At 67.9% G+C, this 22,452-nt stretch carries 19 protein-coding genes; 10 read left to right on the plus strand and 9 right to left on the minus strand.

The genetic code is table 11. The features are described 5' to 3' along the window. The first annotated feature begins 35 nt into the window (after nucleotides 1–35). Both ACIBK2_RS35225 and ACIBK2_RS35230 read left to right on the plus strand, forming a co-directional pair. The gene (locus ACIBK2_RS35225; protein ID WP_396973821.1) at nucleotides 36–767 is read left to right on the plus strand and encodes a TetR/AcrR family transcriptional regulator; all 732 of its coding nucleotides are present in this window, start codon (nucleotides 36–38) and stop codon (nucleotides 765–767) included. A 60-nt stretch (nucleotides 768–827) separates the two neighbouring features. Further along, complete coding sequence (locus tag ACIBK2_RS35230; protein ID WP_396973822.1) at nucleotides 828–1,247, plus strand: limonene-1,2-epoxide hydrolase family protein; 420 nt, start codon at nucleotides 828–830, stop codon at nucleotides 1,245–1,247. A 48-nt stretch (nucleotides 1,248–1,295) separates the two neighbouring features. On the opposite strand, the gene ACIBK2_RS35235 is transcribed toward ACIBK2_RS35230, so the two are convergent. After that, complete coding sequence (locus tag ACIBK2_RS35235; protein WP_396973824.1) at nucleotides 1,296–1,568, minus strand: hypothetical protein; 273 nt, start codon at nucleotides 1,566–1,568, stop codon at nucleotides 1,296–1,298. Nucleotides 1,569–1,784: 216 nt separating this feature from the next. On the opposite strand from ACIBK2_RS35235, the gene ACIBK2_RS35240 reads away from it, so the two are divergent. From ACIBK2_RS35240 to ACIBK2_RS35255, 4 genes are all read left to right on the plus strand, one after another. Next, the gene (locus tag ACIBK2_RS35240) at nucleotides 1,785–2,969 is read left to right on the plus strand and encodes a serine hydrolase domain-containing protein (protein WP_396973826.1); all 1,185 of its coding nucleotides are present in this window, start codon (nucleotides 1,785–1,787) and stop codon (nucleotides 2,967–2,969) included. Nucleotides 2,970–3,377: 408 nt separating this feature from the next. After that, nucleotides 3,378–4,763 carry a PhoH family protein gene (locus ACIBK2_RS35245; RefSeq protein WP_379280845.1) on the plus strand — a complete coding sequence of 462 codons (1,386 nt, stop codon included), beginning with the start codon at nucleotides 3,378–3,380 and terminating at the stop codon, nucleotides 4,761–4,763. 176 nt (nucleotides 4,764–4,939) lie between these two features. Further along, nucleotides 4,940–5,479, plus strand: a complete 540-nt coding sequence (locus ACIBK2_RS35250) for an LGFP repeat-containing protein (RefSeq protein WP_396973828.1) — start codon at nucleotides 4,940–4,942, stop codon at nucleotides 5,477–5,479. A gap of 98 nt (nucleotides 5,480–5,577) precedes the next feature. Further along, nucleotides 5,578–6,432: an acyl-ACP desaturase gene (locus ACIBK2_RS35255; RefSeq protein ID WP_396973830.1), complete on the plus strand. Its 855-nt coding sequence runs from the start codon at nucleotides 5,578–5,580 to the stop codon at nucleotides 6,430–6,432. Between the two features lie 346 nt (nucleotides 6,433–6,778). Here ACIBK2_RS35255 and ACIBK2_RS35260 read toward each other — a convergent pair whose 3' ends face one another. After that, entirely contained in the window at nucleotides 6,779–8,182 is a 1,404-nt protein-coding gene (locus ACIBK2_RS35260; protein WP_396973832.1) for a class II fumarate hydratase, read from the minus strand. Nucleotides 8,183–8,430: 248 nt separating this feature from the next. Next, nucleotides 8,431–9,474, minus strand: coding sequence for a class II fructose-bisphosphatase (gene glpX, locus ACIBK2_RS35265; RefSeq protein ID WP_396973834.1), 1,044 nt, complete (start codon nucleotides 9,472–9,474; stop codon nucleotides 8,431–8,433). Between the two features lie 129 nt (nucleotides 9,475–9,603). Between glpX and ACIBK2_RS35270 the strand changes: the two genes are divergently transcribed. After that, nucleotides 9,604–10,173: a DUF4245 domain-containing protein gene (locus ACIBK2_RS35270; RefSeq protein ID WP_396973836.1), complete on the plus strand. Its 570-nt coding sequence runs from the start codon at nucleotides 9,604–9,606 to the stop codon at nucleotides 10,171–10,173. A 4-nt stretch (nucleotides 10,174–10,177) separates the two neighbouring features. Here ACIBK2_RS35270 and ACIBK2_RS35275 read toward each other — a convergent pair whose 3' ends face one another. The 4 genes from ACIBK2_RS35275 to ACIBK2_RS35290 are packed head-to-tail and all read right to left on the minus strand — an operon-like array spanning nucleotide 10,178 to nucleotide 12,760. Then, nucleotides 10,178–10,522 (minus strand): VOC family protein, encoded by a 345-nt coding sequence (locus ACIBK2_RS35275; RefSeq protein WP_396973838.1) that lies wholly within the window; start codon nucleotides 10,520–10,522, stop codon nucleotides 10,178–10,180. Beyond that, on the minus strand, nucleotides 10,519–10,761 hold the full coding sequence (locus ACIBK2_RS35280) for an exodeoxyribonuclease VII small subunit (RefSeq protein ID WP_396973840.1): 243 nt from the start codon (nucleotides 10,759–10,761) through the stop codon (nucleotides 10,519–10,521). Before ACIBK2_RS35280 ends, ACIBK2_RS35275 begins: the two co-directional genes overlap by 4 nt. Before the next feature lie 2 nt (nucleotides 10,762–10,763). Then, on the minus strand, nucleotides 10,764–12,119 hold the full coding sequence (xseA, locus tag ACIBK2_RS35285; protein ID WP_396973842.1) for an exodeoxyribonuclease VII large subunit: 1,356 nt from the start codon (nucleotides 12,117–12,119) through the stop codon (nucleotides 10,764–10,766). Further along, nucleotides 12,116–12,760: a lipid droplet-associated protein gene (locus ACIBK2_RS35290; protein ID WP_396973844.1), complete on the minus strand. Its 645-nt coding sequence runs from the start codon at nucleotides 12,758–12,760 to the stop codon at nucleotides 12,116–12,118. The genes xseA and ACIBK2_RS35290 overlap by 4 nt, the downstream gene beginning before the upstream one ends. A gap of 166 nt (nucleotides 12,761–12,926) precedes the next feature. Here ACIBK2_RS35290 and ACIBK2_RS35295 point away from each other — a divergent pair, with 166 nt between their 5' ends. Beyond that, nucleotides 12,927–13,940 carry a 4-hydroxy-3-methylbut-2-enyl diphosphate reductase gene (locus ACIBK2_RS35295; protein WP_379280835.1) on the plus strand — a complete coding sequence of 338 codons (1,014 nt, stop codon included), beginning with the start codon at nucleotides 12,927–12,929 and terminating at the stop codon, nucleotides 13,938–13,940. A 1,253-nt stretch (nucleotides 13,941–15,193) separates the two neighbouring features. On the opposite strand, the gene ACIBK2_RS35300 is transcribed toward ACIBK2_RS35295, so the two are convergent. Together ACIBK2_RS35300 and ACIBK2_RS35305 are read right to left on the minus strand one after the other, a co-directional pair. Further along, nucleotides 15,194–16,066, minus strand: a complete 873-nt coding sequence (locus tag ACIBK2_RS35300) for a DUF6542 domain-containing protein (RefSeq protein WP_396973846.1) — start codon at nucleotides 16,064–16,066, stop codon at nucleotides 15,194–15,196. 58 nt (nucleotides 16,067–16,124) lie between these two features. Continuing rightward, a complete protein-coding gene (locus tag ACIBK2_RS35305) occupies nucleotides 16,125–17,282 on the minus strand; it encodes a DNA recombination protein RmuC (protein ID WP_379280833.1) in 1,158 nt (385 codons plus the stop codon). Between the two features lie 415 nt (nucleotides 17,283–17,697). Between ACIBK2_RS35305 and ACIBK2_RS35310 the strand changes: the two genes are divergently transcribed. Beyond that, a complete protein-coding gene (locus tag ACIBK2_RS35310; RefSeq protein ID WP_396973848.1) occupies nucleotides 17,698–18,873 on the plus strand; it encodes an exonuclease SbcCD subunit D in 1,176 nt (391 codons plus the stop codon). 70 nt (nucleotides 18,874–18,943) lie between these two features. Next, the gene (locus ACIBK2_RS35315) at nucleotides 18,944–22,426 is read left to right on the plus strand and encodes an AAA family ATPase (RefSeq protein WP_396973850.1); all 3,483 of its coding nucleotides are present in this window, start codon (nucleotides 18,944–18,946) and stop codon (nucleotides 22,424–22,426) included. Nucleotides 22,427–22,452: the final 26 nt, after the last annotated feature.

The raw sequence follows: 22,452 nt of genomic DNA on the forward strand, positions 1-22,452 counted from the left end.
TTTCAAGTCAAGCCGTTCTTCGGAAGGATTTGGTTATGCCGACACCGACCACCGTTCAGCTGCTGTGGGGCACCCAGCAGCGGCCCAAGCGCGGGCCAAAGCCTGCCCTTTCGCTGGAGGGGATCGTGGCCGAGGCGATCGCGCTCGTCGACGCCGAAGGGCTGGCGAACCTGTCGATGCAGCGGCTGGCGGACAAGCTCGGCTTCACGAAGATGTCGCTGTATCGGTACGTGCCGGGCAAAGAGCAACTGATGGCGCTGATGCTCGACTCGGCGATGGGTCCGCCGCCGGATACCGCTGCGATGCAAGGTGATTCGGCAGATGAAGGCTGGCGGGCCGGGCTGCGGCTGTGGTCCGAGTCGATTTACCAGCGATATCGAGCCCGTCCGTGGATCATCGAACTCACGATCGGTGCGCGCCCGTTCGGCCCCAATGAGATGGGGTGGACGGAGAGCGCGCTGGTCGCGCTCGACGGCACCGGCTTAACCGGCTCGGAGCGACTCGACACCATCGTCTTGGTGCACGGTCACGTCCGCAGCCTGGCTCAGCAGACGCAATCCCTGGGCGACGACCCGACCGGGCAGCTCGCCGAACAGTTCGCGGAGATGATGGCCGAGGCGGGCGATCGCTATCCGGCCGTGGCCGCCGCCTTCGCCGAGGAGGCCGCCACGCCCGACGTGGGCGGCTCGAACGATGCCCTGAACTTCGGTATCGAACGCGTTCTCGACGGTTTGGCCGTCCTGATCGCCGACCGAGCCGTCAAGTGAGCCGTCCCGTTCGGCGTTCGCAAGATAGCCGTAACGCCGGGTAATGGCTATCGTCGAATCATGGCCCAGGACGTAGCACTTCAGCAGGACGCGATCAGCACGGTGCGGGAGTTCTTCGCCGCGCTCGAACACGGCCCCGTCTCGGACGCGTTGGACTTACTGCACCCGGACGTGGTCTGGAAGAACACCTCGCTGCCCGACCTCGGCGGCGGCTTGGCGCGCAAGGTACTGCTCGGCCTGGACCGGAACGCGCTCGGCTTCGAGGTGGAAATGCACCACATCGCCGCCGACGGCGACATCGTGCTCACCGACCGCACGGACATCCTGCGCTTCGGCCCGGTGCGGATCGCGTTCTGGGTGACCGGCACCTTCGAATTGCGCGACGGCCGAATCATCCTGTGGCACGACCACTTCAGCTGGGAGAACTTCCTGCGCGGCACGGCCGCCGGGCTGTTCCGTGCCGCACTGCCGCGCGGCTGACCCCGCCGCGACGGCCTCGATCCCGAGTCGAGGACGCTGCGTCGGCGATCAGCTGTGCTCGGTCAGGTACTCCAGATAGAACGGCCGCAGCACCTCGGCGATCGCACCGTCACCCGCATGGATGTAGTCGTCCAGCATCGGCAGCACGTACTTGATGTCCGCCTCGCTCTCGCCGAGGTTGCCCGCGGCAGCCTCCGCGGCCGGAATCGAGGTGAGCAACCGCCACAGGAACTTCACGTCCCCGTGTCGCACGGCCAGCTTCACCGCGCGATCGTGCAGTTCCTTGGACGACAGCTTCTCCAGGTCCTCATTACCGGCCATGCCAGCGACTCTAACCGGCCCCGTCGGCCACCCGCGACAGGCCGGGCCTCTCGACCCGGACCCGGCCCAGGCTGAAACGTTCATGGGTCAGTCGCGGTCTAAGCTTCGGCTCGTCCGGCTCTGCGGAAGAGGCGGCCACCAATGCATGCGGACAGTCGATCAATGCGATCGGGATGACGGGCGAACCGGAGGTTCGCCGCTGTTTCAGGAGGCGTCGTGACGGTAGTGCAGGGAACGGTCGACACCGGATTCGAGGCTGTCCGAGCCGCATTCGAGATCGCGCAGGCCAACGACGAAGGCGCTGCACAACTGTGCGTTTATCGGCACGGCCGCCCTGTCGTCGACCTCTGGACCGGGCAGGATCCGATATCCGGTAAGCCTTGGGACGCAACGTCATTGGTAGTGCTCATGTCGGTATCGAAGGGCCTGACCGCAACCTGCGTGCACATGCTCGTCGAACGCGGGCAACTCGACCTCGACGCACCGGTTCGCGACTACTGGCCCGAGTTCGCGGCCAACGGCAAAGCCACGATCACCGTCGCCGAGGTGCTGTCGCACCGAGCCGGGCTATCCAGCTTCGACCCTGAATACGGCATCGGCCCAACGCAGTTGACCGATTGGCCGACCTGCGTGGCGGCCCTCGAATCCATGACTCCTCTGTGGCAGCCGGGGACCGCGTTCTACTACCACTCCCTCACGCTTGGCTACCTGGCCGGCGAGCTGATCAGGCGCGTGACCGGTAAGAGCGTCGGCGACTTCCTCGCCGCGGAGGTCGCCGGGCCGCTCGGTCTCGACCTGTGGATCGGGCTGCCCGAACGCGAGGAACATCGCGTCGTGCCGCAGTTCACCCGTCAGACCGGACCCACCGCCGACCAAGTCCGCGCCGTGCTGACCCAGCTGGGGATCGACGTCGAAGCGCGACTCGTCAGAGCAAGCTTGGCGACCCTCGCGACCAAGGACGAGGGGATCGAGATGCTCAACACCCGCGAAGGCCACGCGGCCGAAGTGCCCTCGGGCAACGGCATCGGCAACGCCCGCTCGCTGGCCCGGATGTTCGCCGCGACCATCGGCGAAGTCGACGGCATCCGACTGCTGTCCTCGGCGACGGTCGACAGGGCGCGGCAACCCCAGACCCTCGACCTGAGCAGCCCACCGCCGCTGCACGTCATACCGACGACGCACACCTTCGCCTACACCTACGAGGTCCCCAGCGTCACCCGGCCCATGCTCGGCGCGGGCTCCTTCGGCAACGTCGGCACCGGCGGCCGAATCGCCTTCGCCCACCCCGAATCCGGCGTCGCGGTCGGCTACACCTGCACCAACATGACCGGAGACAACACCGCGGCCCCTGACCCACGATGGGTCCCCTGGACCGCGGCGCTACAGGAAGCACTTACCTAGAGTTATGCGGTAATGATGCTGGTCACTTGGCCGGCGGCGCTCCGCAGATCCGCTGGGCTCGGCCGAGGGCCCGAAGGTGCCGTGGGGGCGCGGTGTTACCGCTCACCAGCCGGTTTGAACACCGGCGGTGCGGGGTACCAGCGCGGGTTGGTATCTGGGTTAACGACAAATTCACGGACACGCCTACCTGTGCGGGAGCGGGGAACCGTAGTTCGGCGGTAGCGTCGATGGTGCGGGCCGCGGCGGTGTGGCTCGTACGGGAGGTCCTGACCGTGACTGAGTTGATCAGTACGAGGGGGCCGGCACCCGGCCCTCGTGGCATCTGACGGCAACGTCAGGTCCCATCAGGACGGACCGGTCCAGCGAGATCGTTCGTGCGGGTGCCGCGCGGACAAAGAGGAGCCCACCGTGACTGCTTCACGCTCCGTTCCCGCTCCCTCGGCGCAATCCCGTTCCGCGAAAGGCGGAACCGCCGCGAAGGGGGCACACCCCTCGCATTCCCCGGCCGATACTTTTGTCATCGACACTTCGGTCCTTTTGTCCGATCCGTGGGCTTTCACTCGGTTCGGCGAACACGACGTGGTGCTACCGCTGGTCGTCATCAGCGAACTCGAAGGCAAACGGCATCACCATGAACTGGGCTGGTTCGCGCGGGAAGCCCTGCGCAACCTGGACGATCTTCGCCTGCAGCACGGCAGGCTGGATCAGCAGGTGCCGATCGGCACCGAGGGTGGAACGCTGCAGGTGGAACTGAACCACACCGATCCCGCGGTCCTTCCGGTCGGATTCCGCACCGACACCAATGATTCCCGAATCCTGGCCTGTGCACTGAATCTCGCGGCCGAGGGCCGCCAGGTGGTGCTGGTGTCCAAGGACATTCCGCTACGGGTCAAAGCGAGTGCGGTGGGCTTGCAAGCCGACGAATACCACGCACAGGACGTCGTTACTTCCGGCTGGTCCGGAATGGTGGAACTCGACGTCAGCACTGCGCAGATCGACCAGCTCTACTCGGACTCCATCCTCGATATCGACGATGCCCGGGAACTGCCCTGCCACACCGGAATCCGGTTGTTGGGCAGTAGCTCCAGCGCGCTCGGCCGGGTCACGCCGGACAAGCGGGTGCAGCTGGTGCGCGAACGCGAGGCGTTCGGCCTGCACGGCCGCTCCGCCGAGCAGCGCATCGCGTTGGATCTGCTGCTGGACGAGAGCATCGGCATCGTCTCGCTCGGCGGCCGGGCGGGCACCGGCAAATCCGCGCTCGCGTTGACCGCGGGCCTTGAGGCGGTGCTGGAGCGGCGAACTCAGCGAAAGGTGGTGGTCTTCCGGCCGCTCTACGCGGTCGGCGGCCAGGAGCTCGGCTACCTGCCCGGTAGTGAGAGCGAGAAAATGGGTCCGTGGGCCCAGGCGGTCTTCGACACGCTCGACGGGCTGGCCAGCCGCGAGGTGATGGAGGAGGTGCTCGCCCGCGACATGCTGGAGGTGTTGCCGCTCACCCACATTCGCGGTCGGTCGCTGCACGACTCGTTCGTGATCGTCGACGAGGCCCAGTCGCTGGAACGCAACGTGCTGCTCACGGTGCTGAGCCGGCTTGGTACCGGGTCGCGCGTGGTGCTCACCCACGACGTGGCCCAGCGGGACAACCTGCGCGTCGGCAGGCACGACGGTGTGGCCGCGGTGATCGAGAAGCTCAAGGGTCACCCGTTGTTTGCTCACATCACGCTGACCCGCAGTGAGCGCTCGCCGATCGCGGCGCTCGTGACCGAGATGCTGGAGGAGTACGGCCCCAACGCCTGAGTTGGGTGGTGTGTTTCCGCTCACAGTCGCCGGGTAATATCCCTGCGATAGCTGTTCGGTATGACCCGGCGTGTCCCTGGTGGATTCGCCGGGTCATTGCTGAACATCGGCCTAGGCTGCCAGCGGCGTCACCGGAGTCGGCGACGTCCTCGGTAGCCACTTTCGAGAGGATGGAAATGCACCACTTCGCTCGACGAACGGCTGGATACACCGCCCTGCTCGCCGCAGCAGGCCTGATCGTCGCCGGCTGCAGCAAGGACGACGACAAGAACGACAACAACGCGGCGGCTTCGATCACCACCACCGCGGCCGCGATGCAGCACGGCGAGGAGCACGCCTCGGGTGCCGCGGAGGAGACCAAGATCGCCACGCAGCGCGGTGACCTCACGGTCTCCGGTGCGATTTTCGACAAGTACGTGCAGTCCGGCGGTCCGGCCGGCGCGCTGGGCGCTCCGCTGGAGGCGCAGGAGTCCGGCCCCGAGGAGGGCAGGTACCAGGACTTCGTCGGCGGCACGGTGTACAAGGCCAAGGACGGCGAGGCGCACATCGTCTGGGGCGAGATCCGCAAGGCGTGGGAAGACAACGGCGGCGCCATGGGCAAGCTCGGCTACCCGACCAGCGACGAGAAGGACATCGCGGGCGGCAAGGAGAGCGACTTCTCCGGCGGCACCATCACCTGGGTCGACGGCAAGACGACCGTTACCCCGAAGCAGTAGTCGGTGCGGCGTCCGGGACGGCTCGGCCGGTCCCGGACGCCCGTCCAGTCTCATTCCAAAAATCCCCGGATCACGGGCTCAACCGCTAGGTTGTCTAGGTGCAAACTCTCTTGACCGATCGCGAGTTGCTCGAATCCCTCGCGCTGGACGTGGAATCCATTCTGCGCCGTCACATCGACGCCGCCGACGGATGGCAGCCGCACGACTTCGTGCCGTGGGACGACGGCCGCAACTTCGCGTTCCTCAGCGGGACCGATTGGGCGCCGGAGCAGTCCGAGCTCAGCGAGGTCGCCAAGACCGCGCTGACCGTCAGCGTACTGATCGCGGACAACCTGCCTTCGTATCACCGCGAGCTCGGCAAGTACCTGCGCACCGGCGCGTGGTGGCGCTGGGTCGGCCGGTGGACCGCCGAGGAGAACCGCCACGAGATCCTGATCCGCAACTTCCTCATGACGACCAGGGCGGTGGACCCGGTCGCGCTGGAACGGATGCGGATGGACAACATGACTACCGGCTTCCGTCGCCCCGGCATGCACCTGCTCGACGTGCTGGCCGCCTGCGCGTTCGAGGAGCTCGCCGCCGCGATCCGGCATCGCAACACCGCCGCGCTGGGCGAGAGCCCGATGGTCACCGCGATCGCCGAGCGCATCGCGGTCGACGACGAACTGCAGGCAGTTGTCTTCGCCGAGTTGGTCGAGGCGGGCCTGAACGTGGCGCCCGATCAGGCGATGCGTGCCATCGCCGACCAGGTGGCCGGCTTCGTGGTGCCCTCGGTGACGCTGGCCGACGGGCGCAACAGCGACGACGTGCTCGCCGAGGCCGGGATCTACGATCCGGCCAAGCAGGACGAGCTGGTGTTCAAGCCGCTGTTGCAGCGGTGGAACGTCTTCACGCGGACCGATCTGGGTGAAGAGGGCGAAAAGGCCCGCGAAGAACTCGCGCATCTGCGCTGAATTACTCCCGGTCGGCGCGTGGTTTTACCGCGCCGACCGGATTTTCTTTCTTGCGCCGCGAAAGTGTGATGAAACACACGCGGTATTGCTCGCGATTAGCTGAGTACATCCGCAATGTGCGGAAGCAAGAAAGGAAAGAATCATGATCGCTGCAATTGTTGCCGGCCTCGTCGCACTAGTCGGCGTCGGCGCGTCTGCGTTCCTCGCGGCACTCGGCATCTTTTTGTGATGCCCAGCGCGGGTACGTCGACTTCGGCTGACATACCCGCGCACACGCTCGTTCGGGCGTCACGTTGGACCATGAGGGTGTGCAACGTGACGCCCGACGCAGCGTCGAAACTAATTGCTACTCAGCGTCTTTGACCTTCGCCATCGACAGCACATCCAGCCGCCGGTCGAGTTCTGCCTCGGTGAGCTTTTCATCGAGCAGACCGCGATCGATAACCGTCTGGCGAATTGTCTTCTTCTGCTTCAACGCTTCCTTGGCGACAGCAGCCGCTTCCTCATAGCCGATTGCCGAATTCAACGGCGTCACAATGGACGGCGACGATTCCGCCAACGTACGCAGATGATCGACATTGGCGACCAGCCCCCGCACACACCTGTCGGCGAACAATCGAGAGACATTGGCCAGCAGGCGAATCGACTCGAGCAGATTGCGCGCCATCACCGGGATATAGACATTCAGTTCGAAGGCGCCGTTCGCGCCGCCGAACGCGACCGCGGCGTCATTACCGATCACCTGCGCCGCGACCTGCGTAACCGCCTCGGGCAGCACCGGATTGACCTTGCCGGGCATGATCGAACTACCGGGCTGTAGATCGGGCAGCTGGAGCTCGCCGAGACCGGTCAGCGGCCCCGAGCCCATCCAGCGAATGTCGTTGGCGATCTTGGTGAGGCTCACCGCGACGGTACGCACCGCGCCCGACGCCTCTACCAGCCCGTCCCGCGCCGCCTGTGCCTCGAAGTGATCCTCCGCCTCGCGCAGTGCATCGAGACCGGTCGAGCGGACCAGTTCCGCGACGACCTTCCCACCGAAACCGTCGGGTGCGTTCAGACCGGTACCTACGGCGGTGCCGCCGATGGGCAGCTCACCGAGGCGCGGCAGCGTCGCCATCAGGCGGTCGATGCTCGCGGCGATCTGCCGGGTGTAGCCGCCGAACTCCTGACCGAGCGTCACCGGCACCGCGTCCATCAGATGGGTGCGGCCCGACTTGACCACGGTCCGCCACTCGGTCGACTTGTCCTGCAGGGCCAGCCGCAGGTGGTCCAGCGCGGGCACCAGGTCGGTGATGACCGCCTCGGTGGCGGCCAGATGCACGGCGGTGGGGAAGGTGTCGTTGGACGACTGCGACATGTTCACGTCGTCGTTCGGGTGCACCGCAACGCCGTTCGCCTTGGCGATCGAGGCGATCACCTCGTTGGCGTTCATGTTCGAGCTGGTGCCCGAGCCGGTCTGGAACACATCGATCGGGAACTGCGCGTCGTGCTTGCCCTCGGCGATCTCGTTCGCCGCGGCGATGATGGCGTCGGCCTTGGCCGGGTCGAGCAGGCCGAGATCCCGATTCACCTTGGCGCAGGCGGCTTTCAGCAGGCCGAGCGCGCGGATCTGCGCGCGCTCCAGGCCGCGTCCGCTGATCGGGAAGTTCTCCACGGCACGCTGGGTCTGCGCCCGCCAGAGCGCGTCCACCGGGACCTTGACCTCTCCCATCGTGTCGTGCTCTATCCGAAACTGCGTCTCCTCCGTCATGGTTTCGACCCTATGCCGCACCAAGGTGCCGTGGGGCTGCCACGCCTGTAGTGATTCGCACACGCCACCCGCGGAATAAGAAAGACGCGCAAGCAAGCGCCCGCGCGTCTTTCGGCTTCAGTCCCAGCCGACCGAAGGTCCCCCTCACCCCGTCCGCCCCAACGAAGGCGCCCTTCGGTCGGACCGACAACCCGACCGAAGGGGGTCCGTCGGTCGGTCTGGCCGAGTGAAGGGCGCCTTCGGTCGGATCAGGGGAGAGGGGGAACGGCGTGCTCGTCGCCGATGAAATCGACCGAGGAGTACTCGCGCAGCTTGGTCAGGCGGTGGTAGGCGTCGATCATCCGGACCGTGCCGGACTTGGAGCGCATCACGATCGACTGGGTGGACGCGCCGCCGCCGTAGTAGCGGACGCCGCGGAGCAGATCGCCGTCGGTGACGCCGGTCGCGCAGAAGAAGACGTTGTCGCCGGCCACCAGGTCCTCGGTGGTGAGCACGCGGTCCAGGTCGTGGCCCGCGTCGATCGCCTTCTGCCGCTCGTCGTCGTCGGTGGGGGCGAGCATGCCCTGCAGTTCGCCACCCATACAGCGCATCGCCGCGGCGGCGATGATGCCCTCGGGGGTGCCGCCGACGCCGACCAGGATGTCGGTGCCGGAATCGGGGCGGGCCGCGGCGATGGCGCCCGCGACATCGCCGTCGGAGATCAGCCGGATGCGCGCGCCCGCGTCCCTGACCTCCTGGATCAGTCCCGCGTGCCGGGGACGGTCCAGGATGCAGACGGTCAGATCCGACTTCGACAGGCTCTTGGCCTTGGCGACCCGGCGGATGTTCTCGCCGATCGGCACGGAGATATCGATCACGTCGGCGGCGTCCGGGCCGACCGCGATCTTGCTCATGTAGAACACCGCGGACGGGTCGAACATGGCGCCACGCTGGGCGACCGCGAGCACCGCGATGGCGCCGGGCGAGCCTTTCGACATCAGCGTGGTGCCGTCGACCGGGTCCACCGCGAAATCGACCTCGGGGCCGGTGCCGTCACCGACCAGCTCGCCGTTGAACAGCATGGGCGCTTCGTCCTTCTCGCCCTCGCCGATGACGACGACGCCACGCATGGACACCGAGTTCACCAGCTGCCGCATCGCGTCGACGGCGGCGCCGTCGCCCCCCTCCTTGTCGCCGCGGCCGACCCACCGGCCAGCGGCCATCGCACCGGCCTCGGTGACGCGGACCAGCTCTAGCGCGAGGTTGCGGTCCGGCGCCTCGCGGCGGCTCGGTGTCGGGGAAGATGCCGTCATTGCGGGGTGCCTCCTGTGCGTCGGTACGTACCGGACGATTGTCTCACTCGAACTGAGACGGGCGTACACCCTGCTCGCCGGGGCGGGGTGCGAGCTCGAGCACCCGACACTCGAGTGGATACTGAGTGCGTGTCCCCACAAAAGCCGCGCATCATGAACGACTACCGGGATCTGTTCTGGTCGTTGATCCCGCTCGTGTTGATCGCCGTGGTTTTCGCAGGCCTCGCGAGCCAATGCAGCTTTGCCGCAAAGGGTCCGACGCAGGGACAGATTCCGCACTTCGACGTGAAGGCGGCGCTGACTTCGGACGCGCGCAGCCTGCCGTTCCCCATTCGGAACCCGGCCGTCCCCAGTGACTGGACCCCCAACTCCGGCAGCCGCGAGAACATCAGCGGCACCGGCGGCGGACCGATCAGCACTGTCGGCTATATCACTGGCCACGGCTCCTACATGCGCTTCAGCCAGAGCAACGCGACCGAGGAATCGATGTCGCGCTTCGTCCTCGGCTCCCGCTACGCCAGCGGCACCGAGCAGATCGGCGACCAGAAGTGGATCGTCTACAGCGAGCCCGGTTCGGAATCGGCCTGGGTCGCCGACCTCGGCCAGTCGCGCGTGCTCATCACCGGTGCCGGACAGCGCGATTCGTTCGTCACGCTGGCCCAGGCGATCACCGCGGCGCAACCGATCAGCAAGCCCTGACTCTTCAGCGGTGGCTGACCACGTTGACGATGGTGCCGCTGGGATCGCGGACGAAGAAGCGGCGCACGCCCCACTCCTCGTCGGTCAGCGGATAGACGATGTCGGCGTCCGCGGCGGTCATCGCCGCGTGCACGGCGTCCACGTCGTCGACCTCGACGCTCATGTTCGGCTGTAGTTTTTCCGCGCCTGGGCCGACGAGCAGCACCTGGGCGGTGGGGTTGGTCGGGGAGACCATGGTGACGACCCAGCCGAGATCCATCGCCTCTTCGAAGCCGAGCGCCTTGTAGAAGTCGCGGCTGCGCTCGATGTCGGTGGTGTGGATGTCCGGCGTGGCCCGGCGGATCGTCATTTGTCGTCCTCGAGGTCGGTGCGTGACAGTGCGTCCTCGACGCGCTTTCTGGCACCGGCCAGGTGTTCCTCGCAGCGGTTGGCCAGCGCCTCACCACGCTCCCACAGGGCAAGTGACTCGTCCAGATCGAGGCCGCCCTGCTCGAGCATCTTCACGACATTGACCAGTTCGTCGCGGGCGCGCTCGTAGCCGAAGGTGGCGATCTCGGCCAGTTCGGTCTCGGTACCGGGCTCGGCCAAGATCAGCTCCTCCTTGTTTCGGTGTCTTCGGATCGTGCGCCAAGTGCCTTGGTGCCGAGCGCGGCCGCGGTGACCGCGCCGTCGGCGACCCTGATGCGCAGCTGGCTGCCCGCGGGTGCGTCCTCGATCGTGCGCACCACATGCCGCTCGGTGCCCGCGACGCGCTGCACGACAGCGTAGCCACGGGACAGGGTGGCGGCCGGGCCCACCGCGGTCAGTTTCTCGCGCAGGTGCCTGGTCGCGGTGGCCTCGGTGCGGATGAACTGCTCGGCGGTGCGCAGGGCCGACGCGCGCAGGCGCTCGATTTCCTCACGGCGCCGGTCGATTTCGCGCAGCGGGTCGGCGAGCACGGGCCGCGAACGCAGCTGGGTCAGCGCGCGGGTTTCCCGGTCGACCCAGCCGCGCAACGCGGCGGCGGAGCGGGCGCGCATATCGCGCACACCGGCCAATTCCGCGGCGGCGTCGGGGACAACGCGTTTGGCGGCGTCGGTGGGGGTGGCGGCGCGCAGGTCGGCGACCAGATCGCTGAGCGGGTTGTCCGGCTCGTGGCCGATCGCGCTCACGATCGGGGTGGTCGCGGCGACGATGGCGCGGCACAGCGCCTCGTCGGAGAACGGCAGCAGATCCTCGACGCTGCCGCCGCCGCGGGCGAGCACGATCACGTCGACGGCCGGGTCGCGGTCGAGCTGGGCCAGCGCCTCCAGCATCTGCGACACCGCGGTCGGTCCCTGCACCGCGGTATTGCGGATCTCGAAACGCACTGCGGGCCAACGATTTCTGGCCACGGTCAGCACGTCGCGCTCGGCGGCGCTGGCCCGGCCGGTGATCAGGCCGACGGTCTTGGGCAGGAATGGGATCGGCCGCTTGAGCCGAGGATCGAAGAGGCCCTCGGCGGCCAGCAGCGCCTTGAGCCGCTCGATCCTGGCGAGCAGCTCGCCGATGCCGACGGGGCGAATCTCGATGACACGCAAGGACAAGGTGCCCCGGCCGGTGAAGAACGACAGCTTGCCGTAGACCACGACCCTGCTGCCCTCCTGCAACGGGATCGGGGACTTGCGGATCAGATCCGGGTCACAGGTCACCGACAGCGACATGTCCGCGGACGTATCGCGCAGCACCAGGAACGCGGTGCGAGTGCCCGGCCGCAGATTGATCTGGGTGATCTGACCCTCGACCCAGATGCTGCCGAGCCGATCGATCCACTGCGCGACCTTGATCGCGACGGAGCGGACCGGATAGGGCTGCTCGGCGGAATTCGCCGGCGCGGCAGCGCCCTGGGCCTGCGGTTGGTCGGTACGCTCGGGTTGGCCGGGGGTGTCCCGGCCAACCGTCGGCGGTGGTGTCCGGGGTTCGGTCACTGGGCCCGCACGGTGGCGATCCGATTCGTCAGCATGGTCACGAACGGCGCCCTGGCCAGGGTCTGCTGCTCGTAATCCAGCAGCGCGGCGAGGTCTTCGATGGTCAGCATCCGCAGGCGGGCGCGCAGCTGAGCCAGGGTCATATTCGCGTAGTCGTAGCGGGTGGCTACTTCCGGCGCATCGATCGCAGGCGCGGGTTCCTCCGCACGGACGATCTCCAGCTCTGGTTCCGGTTCCGGCGCAGCGGTTTCCGGGTCGGCGACGAACTCGACCGCGTGGCCGTTGCGCTCGGGCGGGGTTTCCCGGGCGGTGAAGGGCGATTCGGGTTCTTCGGTGGCGTACAGATCGAAACGGCTGGTGCGCGCCGTCGCGCTGTGCGGGGTTTGCTCGCTGTCGAGGTCCTCGTCGAAGGTGGCCCACTCCGGCTGTTCTTCCGGAGCGTTGCCCAATCGTTCGAAAACCGCGTCGCCCTTGAGTGCGAGGCTGGTCACGAACTGCTGGACGTGCATCGTCGTCTGCAGCATCTGACTGATGGCGGTGATCGGCAAATTCATTGCGGCCGTGGGTAGCCGACGAGTTTCCTCAATGGCGTATACGGCGGCCCCGGCGGCTACCCGGGCCAGGAACGGTGGTCGAAACATGGTCCTAGACTGCCCGAAATGGTGTGCTATGCAAAGGTCGGGGCTCACGGGAGTGATTCTGGCGCATAGAACGGCATGCGCGGAGCGCGCCTCGCCGCCGCGCGGACAGTTCGCGGGCGCAATGCCCGGACGGCGCGGAGTCGGTGCACGCACGTAAGCTGTCGGCATGTCCACGGCCATACCCTTGAACGTCGGAATCGCCCGCTCGTCGGGTGCCGGAACCGCCGATACCGTCGGCGGCAAGCGGGTGCTGCTCGCGGAGCCGCGTGGGTACTGCGCCGGCGTGGACCGAGCGGTGGAAACCGTGGAGAAGACGCTGGAAAAGCACGGCGCGCCGATCTACGTGCGCAAGGAGATCGTGCACAACCGCCACGTCGTGGAAACACTGCGTGAGCAGGGCGTCATCTTCGTCGACGAGACCGACGAGGTGCCCGAGGGCTCGGTGGTCGTGTTCTCCGCGCACGGTGTTTCACCGGCCGTGCACACCTCCGCCGCCGCGCGCAATCTGCACACCATCGACGCGACCTGCCCGCTGGTCACCAAGGTGCACCAGGAGGCGAAGCGGTTCGCCCGCGACGACTACGACATCCTGCTGATCGGCCACGAGGGCCACGAGGAGGTCGAGGGCACGGCGGGCGAGGCGCCCGACCACGTGCAGCTGGTGGACGGCCCGGCCTCGGTGGACAAGGTCACCGTGCGCGACGAGTCGAAGGTGATTTGGCTCTCACAAACCACGCTCAGCGTCGACGAGACGATGGAGACCGTGCAGCGGCTGCGCGAGCGTTTCCCCGCGCTGCAGGATCCGCCCAGCGACGACATCTGCTATGCCACCCAGAACCGTCAGGTCGCGGTCAAGGCGATGGCGCCCGAATGCGATCTGGTGATCGTCGTCGGCTCGCGCAACTCGTCGAACTCGGTGCGCCTGGTCGAGGTCGCGCTCAACGCCGGTGCCAAGGCCTCCTACCTGGTCGACTACGCCCGCGAGGTGGACCCCGCCTGGCTCACCGACGTCCGCACCATCGGCATCACCTCCGGCGCCTCGGTCCCGGAGATCCTGGTTCGCGGCGTGCTGGACATGCTGGAGGAGCACGGCTACGCCGACGTCCAGCCGGTCACCACGGCCAACGAAACCCTCGTCTTCGCGCTGCCCCGAGAACTCCGCACCACCCGCGCGCGGTAAGTCCGCCGCTGCCCGTCCGGCCGCAGCAGGTCCGAGTCAGCGGCTGCCGCGCACCGTTCGGCACCCCGCGCACGAACCACCCAGCAGTTTCGCGCGCGCCGCACGATCTTGTACGCGCCGTTCCGGACACGTTGCACGCCGAGGGCGCTCGTCCGAGACCGCCGCGCATGGTTTGTCGTCCCGCGCACGAATCAGCTAGCGATTTCATACGCGCCACGAGATCCTGTGCGCAGCGCAGTGCGTACAGGATCTCGCGACCACCCTTCGGAGCTACCGCGCCCCAGCGGTACACACCTCTTCTTCAACCGCCCCCCTTTGTGTAACCCGCACACCCAGTACACGGGGTGTGCGGCTGACCCAAAGTGTGTGGATTCCAACTAGCCCCGCAGCCAGCAGAATCCGCACTCTAACTCGGGATACGCACTGGCTTTAGGGCCCTATTCCGAGTGCGTATCCCGAGTCAGGGTGCGGATCTGTGGCCAACCCACGTACGCCACCCGTGGCGGGCATCGAGCAGAGTCATATGGTCGCTCAACGATCTTGTACGGCAACCATTCGACTCTGTTGATCTTGAAAATGCTCGAAACGCCACCACAGCCAGATGACCACCTGCAGAACGCGACAGCGCGCGCCTGACATGCGCCTTAAGCCGGGAACGGCACACGACGCGCCCAGCACTACTCACAGGAAAACCTGTGACCTGCCTTCAGCTCATTGGGCTGTTCACGACTGGAGAGTCCTTAGAAGCTCTTGCCCGGGTAAGTGCACCTTTACGGGGGATCTCTGCGTGTACTGATCCGGATCTGTGCACGCAGAGACCTCCGATGGTCCACTGTCCCTGAGGTTTTCGACAAGTCCGTCGGATGACCGGAGTAGTGCTGGGCACGTCAGGTGGGGTACCCGGCCTTCTCTTCCGCAGCTTCTTATGGGCAACGTGTGGGTTCCAGCGTGAGGACTGGCTGTGGTCCGGTTCAAAGAGGCTTGGGAGATCGAGTCGAGTGGTCGTTGGCGTCATCGAGTCGAGTCAAAAGGTCGCTGTTGAAGATCAGCTAGCGACCATATGACTCGACTCGATGACGCGCACAGCGTGCTGCACGCGCGTTCAGCGCTTCGCGGCGCAGCGAGCGTCGGACGACTGCCGCGTAGCTGATATGGCTGCCGTGCAGAGTTTGGTGTCGTGCGGACGGAATAGCTAGTGATTTCGTGCGCGTCAGGACAACTCGTGCGCGGGACTGCGTAGCGGGTGCTGGGAGCTACAGGTTTTCCGGCCTGCGGCGGTCGGTGCGGCTCGAATCGCGTTCGCGGTAGCGGACATTGGGCTGGGGGTGCGGCGGTGGCATTTCGCCGCGACGGCGCGGGGGATTGCCGCGGGGCGGTTCCGCGTCCGCGCGCGGGGCTGCCGCGGCGGGGCGGGCGCCGGTCCGTGGGGCCGGGCGGCCCTCGCGGGGGCGGGCGGAGCCGGCGACTCGCGGCGGGGCGTCGGCCACCGGCGGCGCGGCCCGGCGGGACGGTCGAGGGGCGTCTTCGACGGGGTCCAGATCGTCCGCGTCGTCCTTGGGGCGGCGGGTGCGGCGCCGGGCCGAGTCGGCGAGACCGGCGGTACCGGCCCGGCCGGTGCGCGGGCGCTTGGTGCCGGGTCGGCCCCAGCTTTCGCTGCGCTTGGACTCGGTCGCGCCGCCCGCGGCGTCGCTGCGGCGCTGCAGCGCGATGCGCGCGCCGCCGATCAGCAGGACCAGCGCGGTGGCCAGGAACATGGTGGGGAACCGCTCGACCAGCGGGACCGCCAGCTTCAGCAGGATCTCGGTGATCGAGGTCATCGCGACGCCGGTCAGCTGCTTGTAGGCCAGCGGAACGGCGATGAACAGCAGCAACGGCGGCAGCACCATGGTGGTGAACAGGCCGCGATAGCGGACGGTGAGTACGGCTGCGACACAACCGACGACGTATAGCGCGGCGAAGGTACCGGTCAGGTCGGTACTGTCGCCGTTCGCATCGATCAAGAAACCCAGAAACGTGCAGGCAACCGCGATCAGGACCGCCGCGCCCACCGGGAGACCCGGGACCGTCGGCAGTATCGAGCGTTGCGGCGCGGGCACCCGGGTTCGCACACGTTGGGAAGCAGCCACATTATGAACACTAACCTTCGCCGCCTCGGACGGCGTTATGGCACGGCGGTTGTCCCGGCTAATCGTCGGCGTCGGCGAAGCCCACCGCGCGTGGCCACGAATCAACCCGCTGGATTGCCGGCACCTCCTGTTCCGCTATCTCCAGGTCATGCAGTTTGCGCGCGGTGACCATGACCCGCGATTCCACCGAGGCCACCGTGTAGTTGAAGGCGTCGACGGCCTTGCCGAGTTGCGCGCCGAGCCGGTCCAGATGCCTGCCCGTCATGCCGAGCCGGGCGTACAACTCCTTGCCTAATTGTTGAACGGTGGCCATGTCCCGGGACAGCGCCTCCTGCCGCCAGCCGAACGCGACTGTGCGCAACAGCGCGATCAGCGTGGTCGGCGTCGCGAGGATCACGTTCCGGCCGAACGCGTACTCCAGCAACCCCGAGTCCGTGGTCAGCGCGGCGTCCAGGAACGGATCGCCGGGCACGAACAGCACCACGAATTCCGGTGCCGGATCGAACGCGGCCCAGTACGCCTTGTCCGCCAGCTGGTCGATGTGCCCGCGCAGGTGTTTCGCGTGCCTGGTCAGATGCTCGGCCCGCATGTCCGGATCGTCGACCATGCTCGCGTCGAGATAGGCGCTGAACGGCACCTTGGCGTCGACCACGATGTGCCTGCCGCCGGACAGATTCACCACCAGGTCGGGGCGGACGTTGCCGGTGCGGTCACCGTCACCGTCGCCGCGGGCCGCGCGGGTCACCTGGGTGTCGAAGTCGACATGCCTGGTCATCCCGGCCAGCTCGACCACCCGCTCCAGCTGGATCTCGCCCCACCGCCCGCGCACCTGCGGCGCCCGCAGCGCGGCGACCAGCTGACTGGTCTGGCTGGTGAGCTGCAGCGAGGTGCGCTGCATCCCCGCGACCTGCTCACGCAGGCTCGAATACGCGTTGATCCGATGGTGCTCGACCTGTTGGATGTGCTGGTTCAGCGCGCCGACCGCATCGCGCAGCGGGTCGACCATCGCGCCGATCGCATGCGAATGCCTGCGCGCCGCATCCTCGTTCGCCGCGGTGAGTGACTGCCGCAACAGGTGCTCGTTGTCGGTGGCCGCCGCGAGTCTCGCCTCTGCCTGCACGGCCCGCTGCCCGGCGCGCGCGGCATGGCCGAGCCAGCCGAGCCCTACCCCGGCGGCGAACACCAGCATCAGTGCGACGAGCATCGGTGCGGTCATAGCGCCGATAGTGCCGTAACCCACCGACAAGAACGCGCGGGTCGGCAATTACGCAGCGCCGTGTCGGCAAACATGGTGGTCAAGCCGTACATACGCCGTGACACGACGCGGTCGGTCATGACGCGGCAACCGAATTCGTGACCCGCGTCGCTCAGCAGCCATCGATCGGGCCCCAGACGGGATGGCGTGCGGCGCGGTGCGGCGTCGAAAACCACACTCGCGGTTGGACAATGAGCCGGACAACCGAACGAATGCGGACCGGCCGCACAGTGTGCGCGTGTGTCGCGTGACGCCGAGGGATAGCCATCGGAGTGTCGTACGAATCACCGCTGACACGCCGCACGAAAGTACGGCTATCCGACACGAGGGCCTCGGCAATTGAATTGTGTCGGTGCGGTGGCCTACGGTTTCGCGGATGCGGATGCTGCACACCTCGGACTGGCACATCGGGCGCACCTTCCACGGCGTCGATCTGCTTGCCGACCAGGCTCGTTCGCTGGCCGCGATCGCCGAGCTGGTGGCCGAGGAGTCGGTCGAGGTGGTGGTACTGCCCGGCGACGTGTACGACCGGTCCATTCCGAGTGCCGACGCGATCGCCGTGTGCAACCGCGGCTTCGAGGCCATCCGCGCGGCAGGCGCCCGCATCGTCGCCACCTCGGGCAACCACGATTCGCCCGCGCGACTCGGTGCGGGCGCGAGCTTCGCGGCGGCGGGCGGGCTGTATCTGCGCACCACCGTCGCCGAGGCCGACCGACCGGTTCTGCTCGACGACGAGCACGGTCCGGTGGCGTTCTACGGCATCCCGTACCTGGAGCCGGACATCACCCGCGCGGAACTCGGTGTGCCGCAGGCGCGTTCGCATGCCGACATCCTCGACGCCGCCATGCGCCGGATCCGCGCCGACATCGCGCAGCGGGACGGCACCCGCACGGTGGTGCTCGCGCACGCCTTCGTCGTCGGCGGCGAGGCGACCGGTTCGGAACGCTCGATCTCGGTCGGCGGCGTGGAGACGGTGCCGATGTCGGCCTTCGATGGCATCGACTATGTCGCCCTCGGCCACCTGCATTCCCCGCAGACACTGTCGGAGTCCGTGCGCTATTGCGGCTCACCACTGCCGTATTCATTCGCGGAGAGTTCGCACCGCAAGGCGGTGTGGCTCATCGAGCTCGACGCCGCCGGACTGCACTCGGTCGAGCGCCGCGACCTGCCCCTGGTGCGCGGGCTGACCAAGCTCACCGGAACCCTCGACGAGCTGCTCACCGAGGAGAGCCACGCGCCTGCCGAGGAGCACTACGTTTCCGCGGTGCTCACCGACTCGACCCGCCCGGTCGACGCGATGCGCAAGCTGCGCGAGCGGTTCCCGCACGCGGTGCACGTCGAGTGGGTGCGGCCGGAGGGCAACCCGGAGCTGCGCTACCGTGAGCGGGTGCACGGCCGCCGCGATACCGAAGTAGCGCAGAGCTTCCTCACCGACGTCCGCGGTGTGCCCAGCGAGGGCGAAATGGCTTGGCTGGAGCGGGCACTCGCCGCCGCCGTCGCGGAACCTGATCATGCGCTGACGGCCGACTCGGCAGCGGAACTCTCGGCGTGAGGGCGCGCCGCGCGCAACGCCCCGTGCTGCCGAGCGGTCGTGGCCACGCGACGATGGACGGTGCGGCTGCATGAGGCTGCACAAGCTGGAGATGACCGCCTTCGGCCCGTTCGCCGAAACCACGGTCGTCGACTTCGACGCGCTCGGCGCCGACGGGCTCTTCCTGCTGCACGGGCAGACCGGCGCAGGCAAGACCACCGTGCTCGACGCGATCGCCTTCGCGCTCTACGGCCGGGTCCCCGGCGCGCGCGGCGAGAGCAAGCGCCTGCACTCCGATCACGCGCCGGAACAGACTCCGCCGCAGGTGATCCTGGAGGCCACCCTCGGCGGACGACGGGTGCGACTGACCCGCATCCCCGAATTCGAACGCCCGAAGCTGCGCGGCACCGGCATGCGCACCGACCCCGCCAAGGCGACGCTGGCCTGGCTGGACGGGCGCGGCGAAAACCTCTCCCGGATACCCGATATCGGCGACGAGATCATCCGGCTGCTCGGCATGAGCGCCGACCAGTTCTTCCAGGTGGTGCTGCTGCCGCAGGGCGACTTCGCGCGATTCCTGCGGGCGGACAACGAAGATCGCGAGAAGCTGCTCGAAAAGCTTTTCGACACCGAACGATTCGGCAGCGCCGAGCAGTGGCTCGCGGACAAGCGCCGCGCCTCCACCGCCGACCTCGACTCCCGCAAGCAAGGCATCGACCGCCTGATCGCACAGGTCGGCGTCGCGGCCGGGGCCGGCGCGGCCGAAACCCTCGGCCCGCTGGAAGCCGTCGGCTGGTCACAGGAACTGCTCGCCACCGCGCGCACCGACCTGACCGCCGCGGCAACGGAAGCCGAACGCTGCCAACAGGACTCGGGCCGCGTGCGCACGCTCGCCGAGGAGCAACGCCGCCTGCACGAGCTACGCCGCCGCATGTCGGCCGCCCGCAAGCAACTCGACGACTACGCCGCCTCCGCGGACCAGCGCACCGCCCTACAGGCCGAACTCGCATTGGCCTGCCGCGCCGAGCCGGTCGCCGCCGCCATCGATGAGGCCCGCGACGCGGTCATGCAGATGCGCCGCAAAGACACCGAAACCCTCACCGCCAGCCGCCAATTGGCCGCACGCCTGCTCGAGCCCGCCGGTGCCGACCTCGGCGGTGTCGAACTGGTCTGGATAGACCGCGCGGACACAGACAGCGTTGATCCAGCGCCAAGTGGCGGAGTAGCGGATAGTGCCGACGCCGAGCAGCCGGGTGTCCGACCGCTGCATGCGAATCGCCTTGGTACCGAGTCGGATCGCGCCAGGACGGCCGGAAACGGAGCGACCCGCGCTGCCGAGGGAACTTCCGCCTCACACCCGGACGCTGAGCAGCGGGGTGTGCGTCCGATACGTGCGGATCATTCTGGTGCCGAGCGCAATCGGATGGGGGCGGCTGAAAGGGGGACCCGCTTCGCCGACCAAGCGGTTATCAGAGACGACGCGGACATCGATGCCGCGATCAGGCGTTGGAGCGCGCAGATCGGAGGACTGGACGAGGTACGGGCGGACGCTACGGCAGCCACCCGTCTCACCCGAGAGTTGGCTGGGCTGCGGGACGAAGATGCGGCGCTCAACACCCAGGTGACCAAGCTGACCCGGCTGCGTGAACAACTCCCAGGATCGCTCGCCACCCTCGAGGCTCGCCTGCGCGAGGCGACGAACGCGGCCGCCACGCTGCCGACCCTGACGGCCGAATGTGAGCGGCTACAGACCGCTGCCGCAGCCGCGGTCGAACTCGCTTCCCGCAAAACAGGTTTGGACCATGCCCGCGTCGAGTTCGAGACGGCCCGTGCGGCGCACAACGACGCCAAGGAGCGTGTCCTCGATCTGCGCGAGCGCAGGCTGGCAGGTATGGCCGCCGAACTCGCCGATGGGCTGAGCGACGGCCAGCCGTGCACGGTGTGCGGTTCGGCCGACCACCCAGCACCAGCCCGCCCGACCGCCACTGCCGTCTCCAAGGACGCCGAAGAGGCCGCGGTGACGGCCGAACGCGCTGCCGAGGACGCGCGGGACCGCGTGCTGGCCCGAATCACCACCCTGGAACGCGAGATCGAGGCGCTCACCGCCCGCGGTGGCGACGCCGACCGCGTCGAACTGGCCGCCGCCCTGCGCACCGCCACCGACCGCTACGAAGACACCGCCGAATTGGCGGCTCTCGCCGACGGCCTGACCGCCGAACTCACCCGCCTGCGCACCGACGAGGCCCGCCTGCACGACGAACTCCGCGAATCCGATTCGCGCCGAAGCACTGTCGCCGCGAACGTCGCCACCGCGACCATCCGCCTCACCGAGCTCAACGACCGCCTCCGCGCCGCTGCGGGCGCGGACGAAACCATCGACCGCCGCTACGCCCGCCTCACCGCCCTCGTCGCCGACGCCACCACCCTCCGGGAGGCCCGCGCCGACGCGGCAGCGGCCCGCGAACAGGTAGCCGTCATCGCCGACCGCGTCGAAAACCTTGCCCGCGCCGCAGGTTTCGTACCCGAGCACGAAGTCGGCCGTCAGCGAACCGAGGCAGCGACGGCCGGTGCACAGGTGGCGCACGACGCCGCGGGTGCAGCAAACGCTGAATCGAGCGATCCGGCCACGGCGCCCGCCAACGACTCGGCGACGGAACCCGCGCCGCGCGCAGCCGTAGTCGAGGCACCCCAGGACGTTGTTGCGAGGCTCACCGCCTATGCGCGCGTGGTCACTGCGGCGAGCCGCACCGCACAACGCCAGGCAGAGATCGAAGCCGAACTCACCAACGCAGACCGCGCCCGCGCACATGCGGAAGCCGTTCTCGCAGAACCGGAAATCCAAGCGGCCGCATCAACCGAACCCGGCGACCTGACCGAGCTCGAGTCCGCCGTCGCCGCCGCACAAACACAGCTGAACACCGCCGTCGCCGTGCACGCCGAGGCGACCAGGCGGGTCGGCCTGCTGGAAGACCTGGGCGGCCAACTCTGGGCGGCGGTGGATCGCATCGCCCCACTGCAACGCACCCACGACGAACTCGCCGGCCTCGCCGAGGTGGTGGCAGGCCGCGGCGAGAACAACCGCCGGATGTCGCTGCGCTCTTACGTTCTCGCCGCCCGCCTGGAAGAAGTCGCCCAAGCCGGTTCGCTACGCCTGCGCCGAATGTCTGGTGGCCGTTACGAATTCGTGCACTCCGACAAGGCGGGTCCACGCGGTCGCCGCGGCGGTCTCGGTCTGGACATCCGCGACGACTACACCGGCGCGATCCGCCCCGCCAAAACCCTCTCCGGTGGCGAAACCTTCATGGCCTCCCTGTCTTTGGCACTCGGCCTGGCCGACACCGTCGCCGCCGAATCCGGTGGCATCGTGCTCGACACCCTCTTCATCGACGAGGGCTTCGGCGGCCTCGACGCCGACACCCTCGACGCGGTGATGGGCGTCCTCGACGAACTCCGCGCGGGCGGCCGCGTGGTCGGCGTCGTCAGCCACGTCGACGAAATGCGTCAGCGCATCCCCAGCCGCCTGCACGTCCGCCGCGGCCGCACCGGCTCCCACCTCGAGGCCACCGTCGCCTGATCGGCGGGTTGAATTCGCCGCCGCCG

It is taken from the genome of Nocardia sp. NPDC050175 (assembly GCF_044459885.1).
Lineage (GTDB): Bacteria > Actinomycetota > Actinomycetes > Mycobacteriales > Mycobacteriaceae > Nocardia.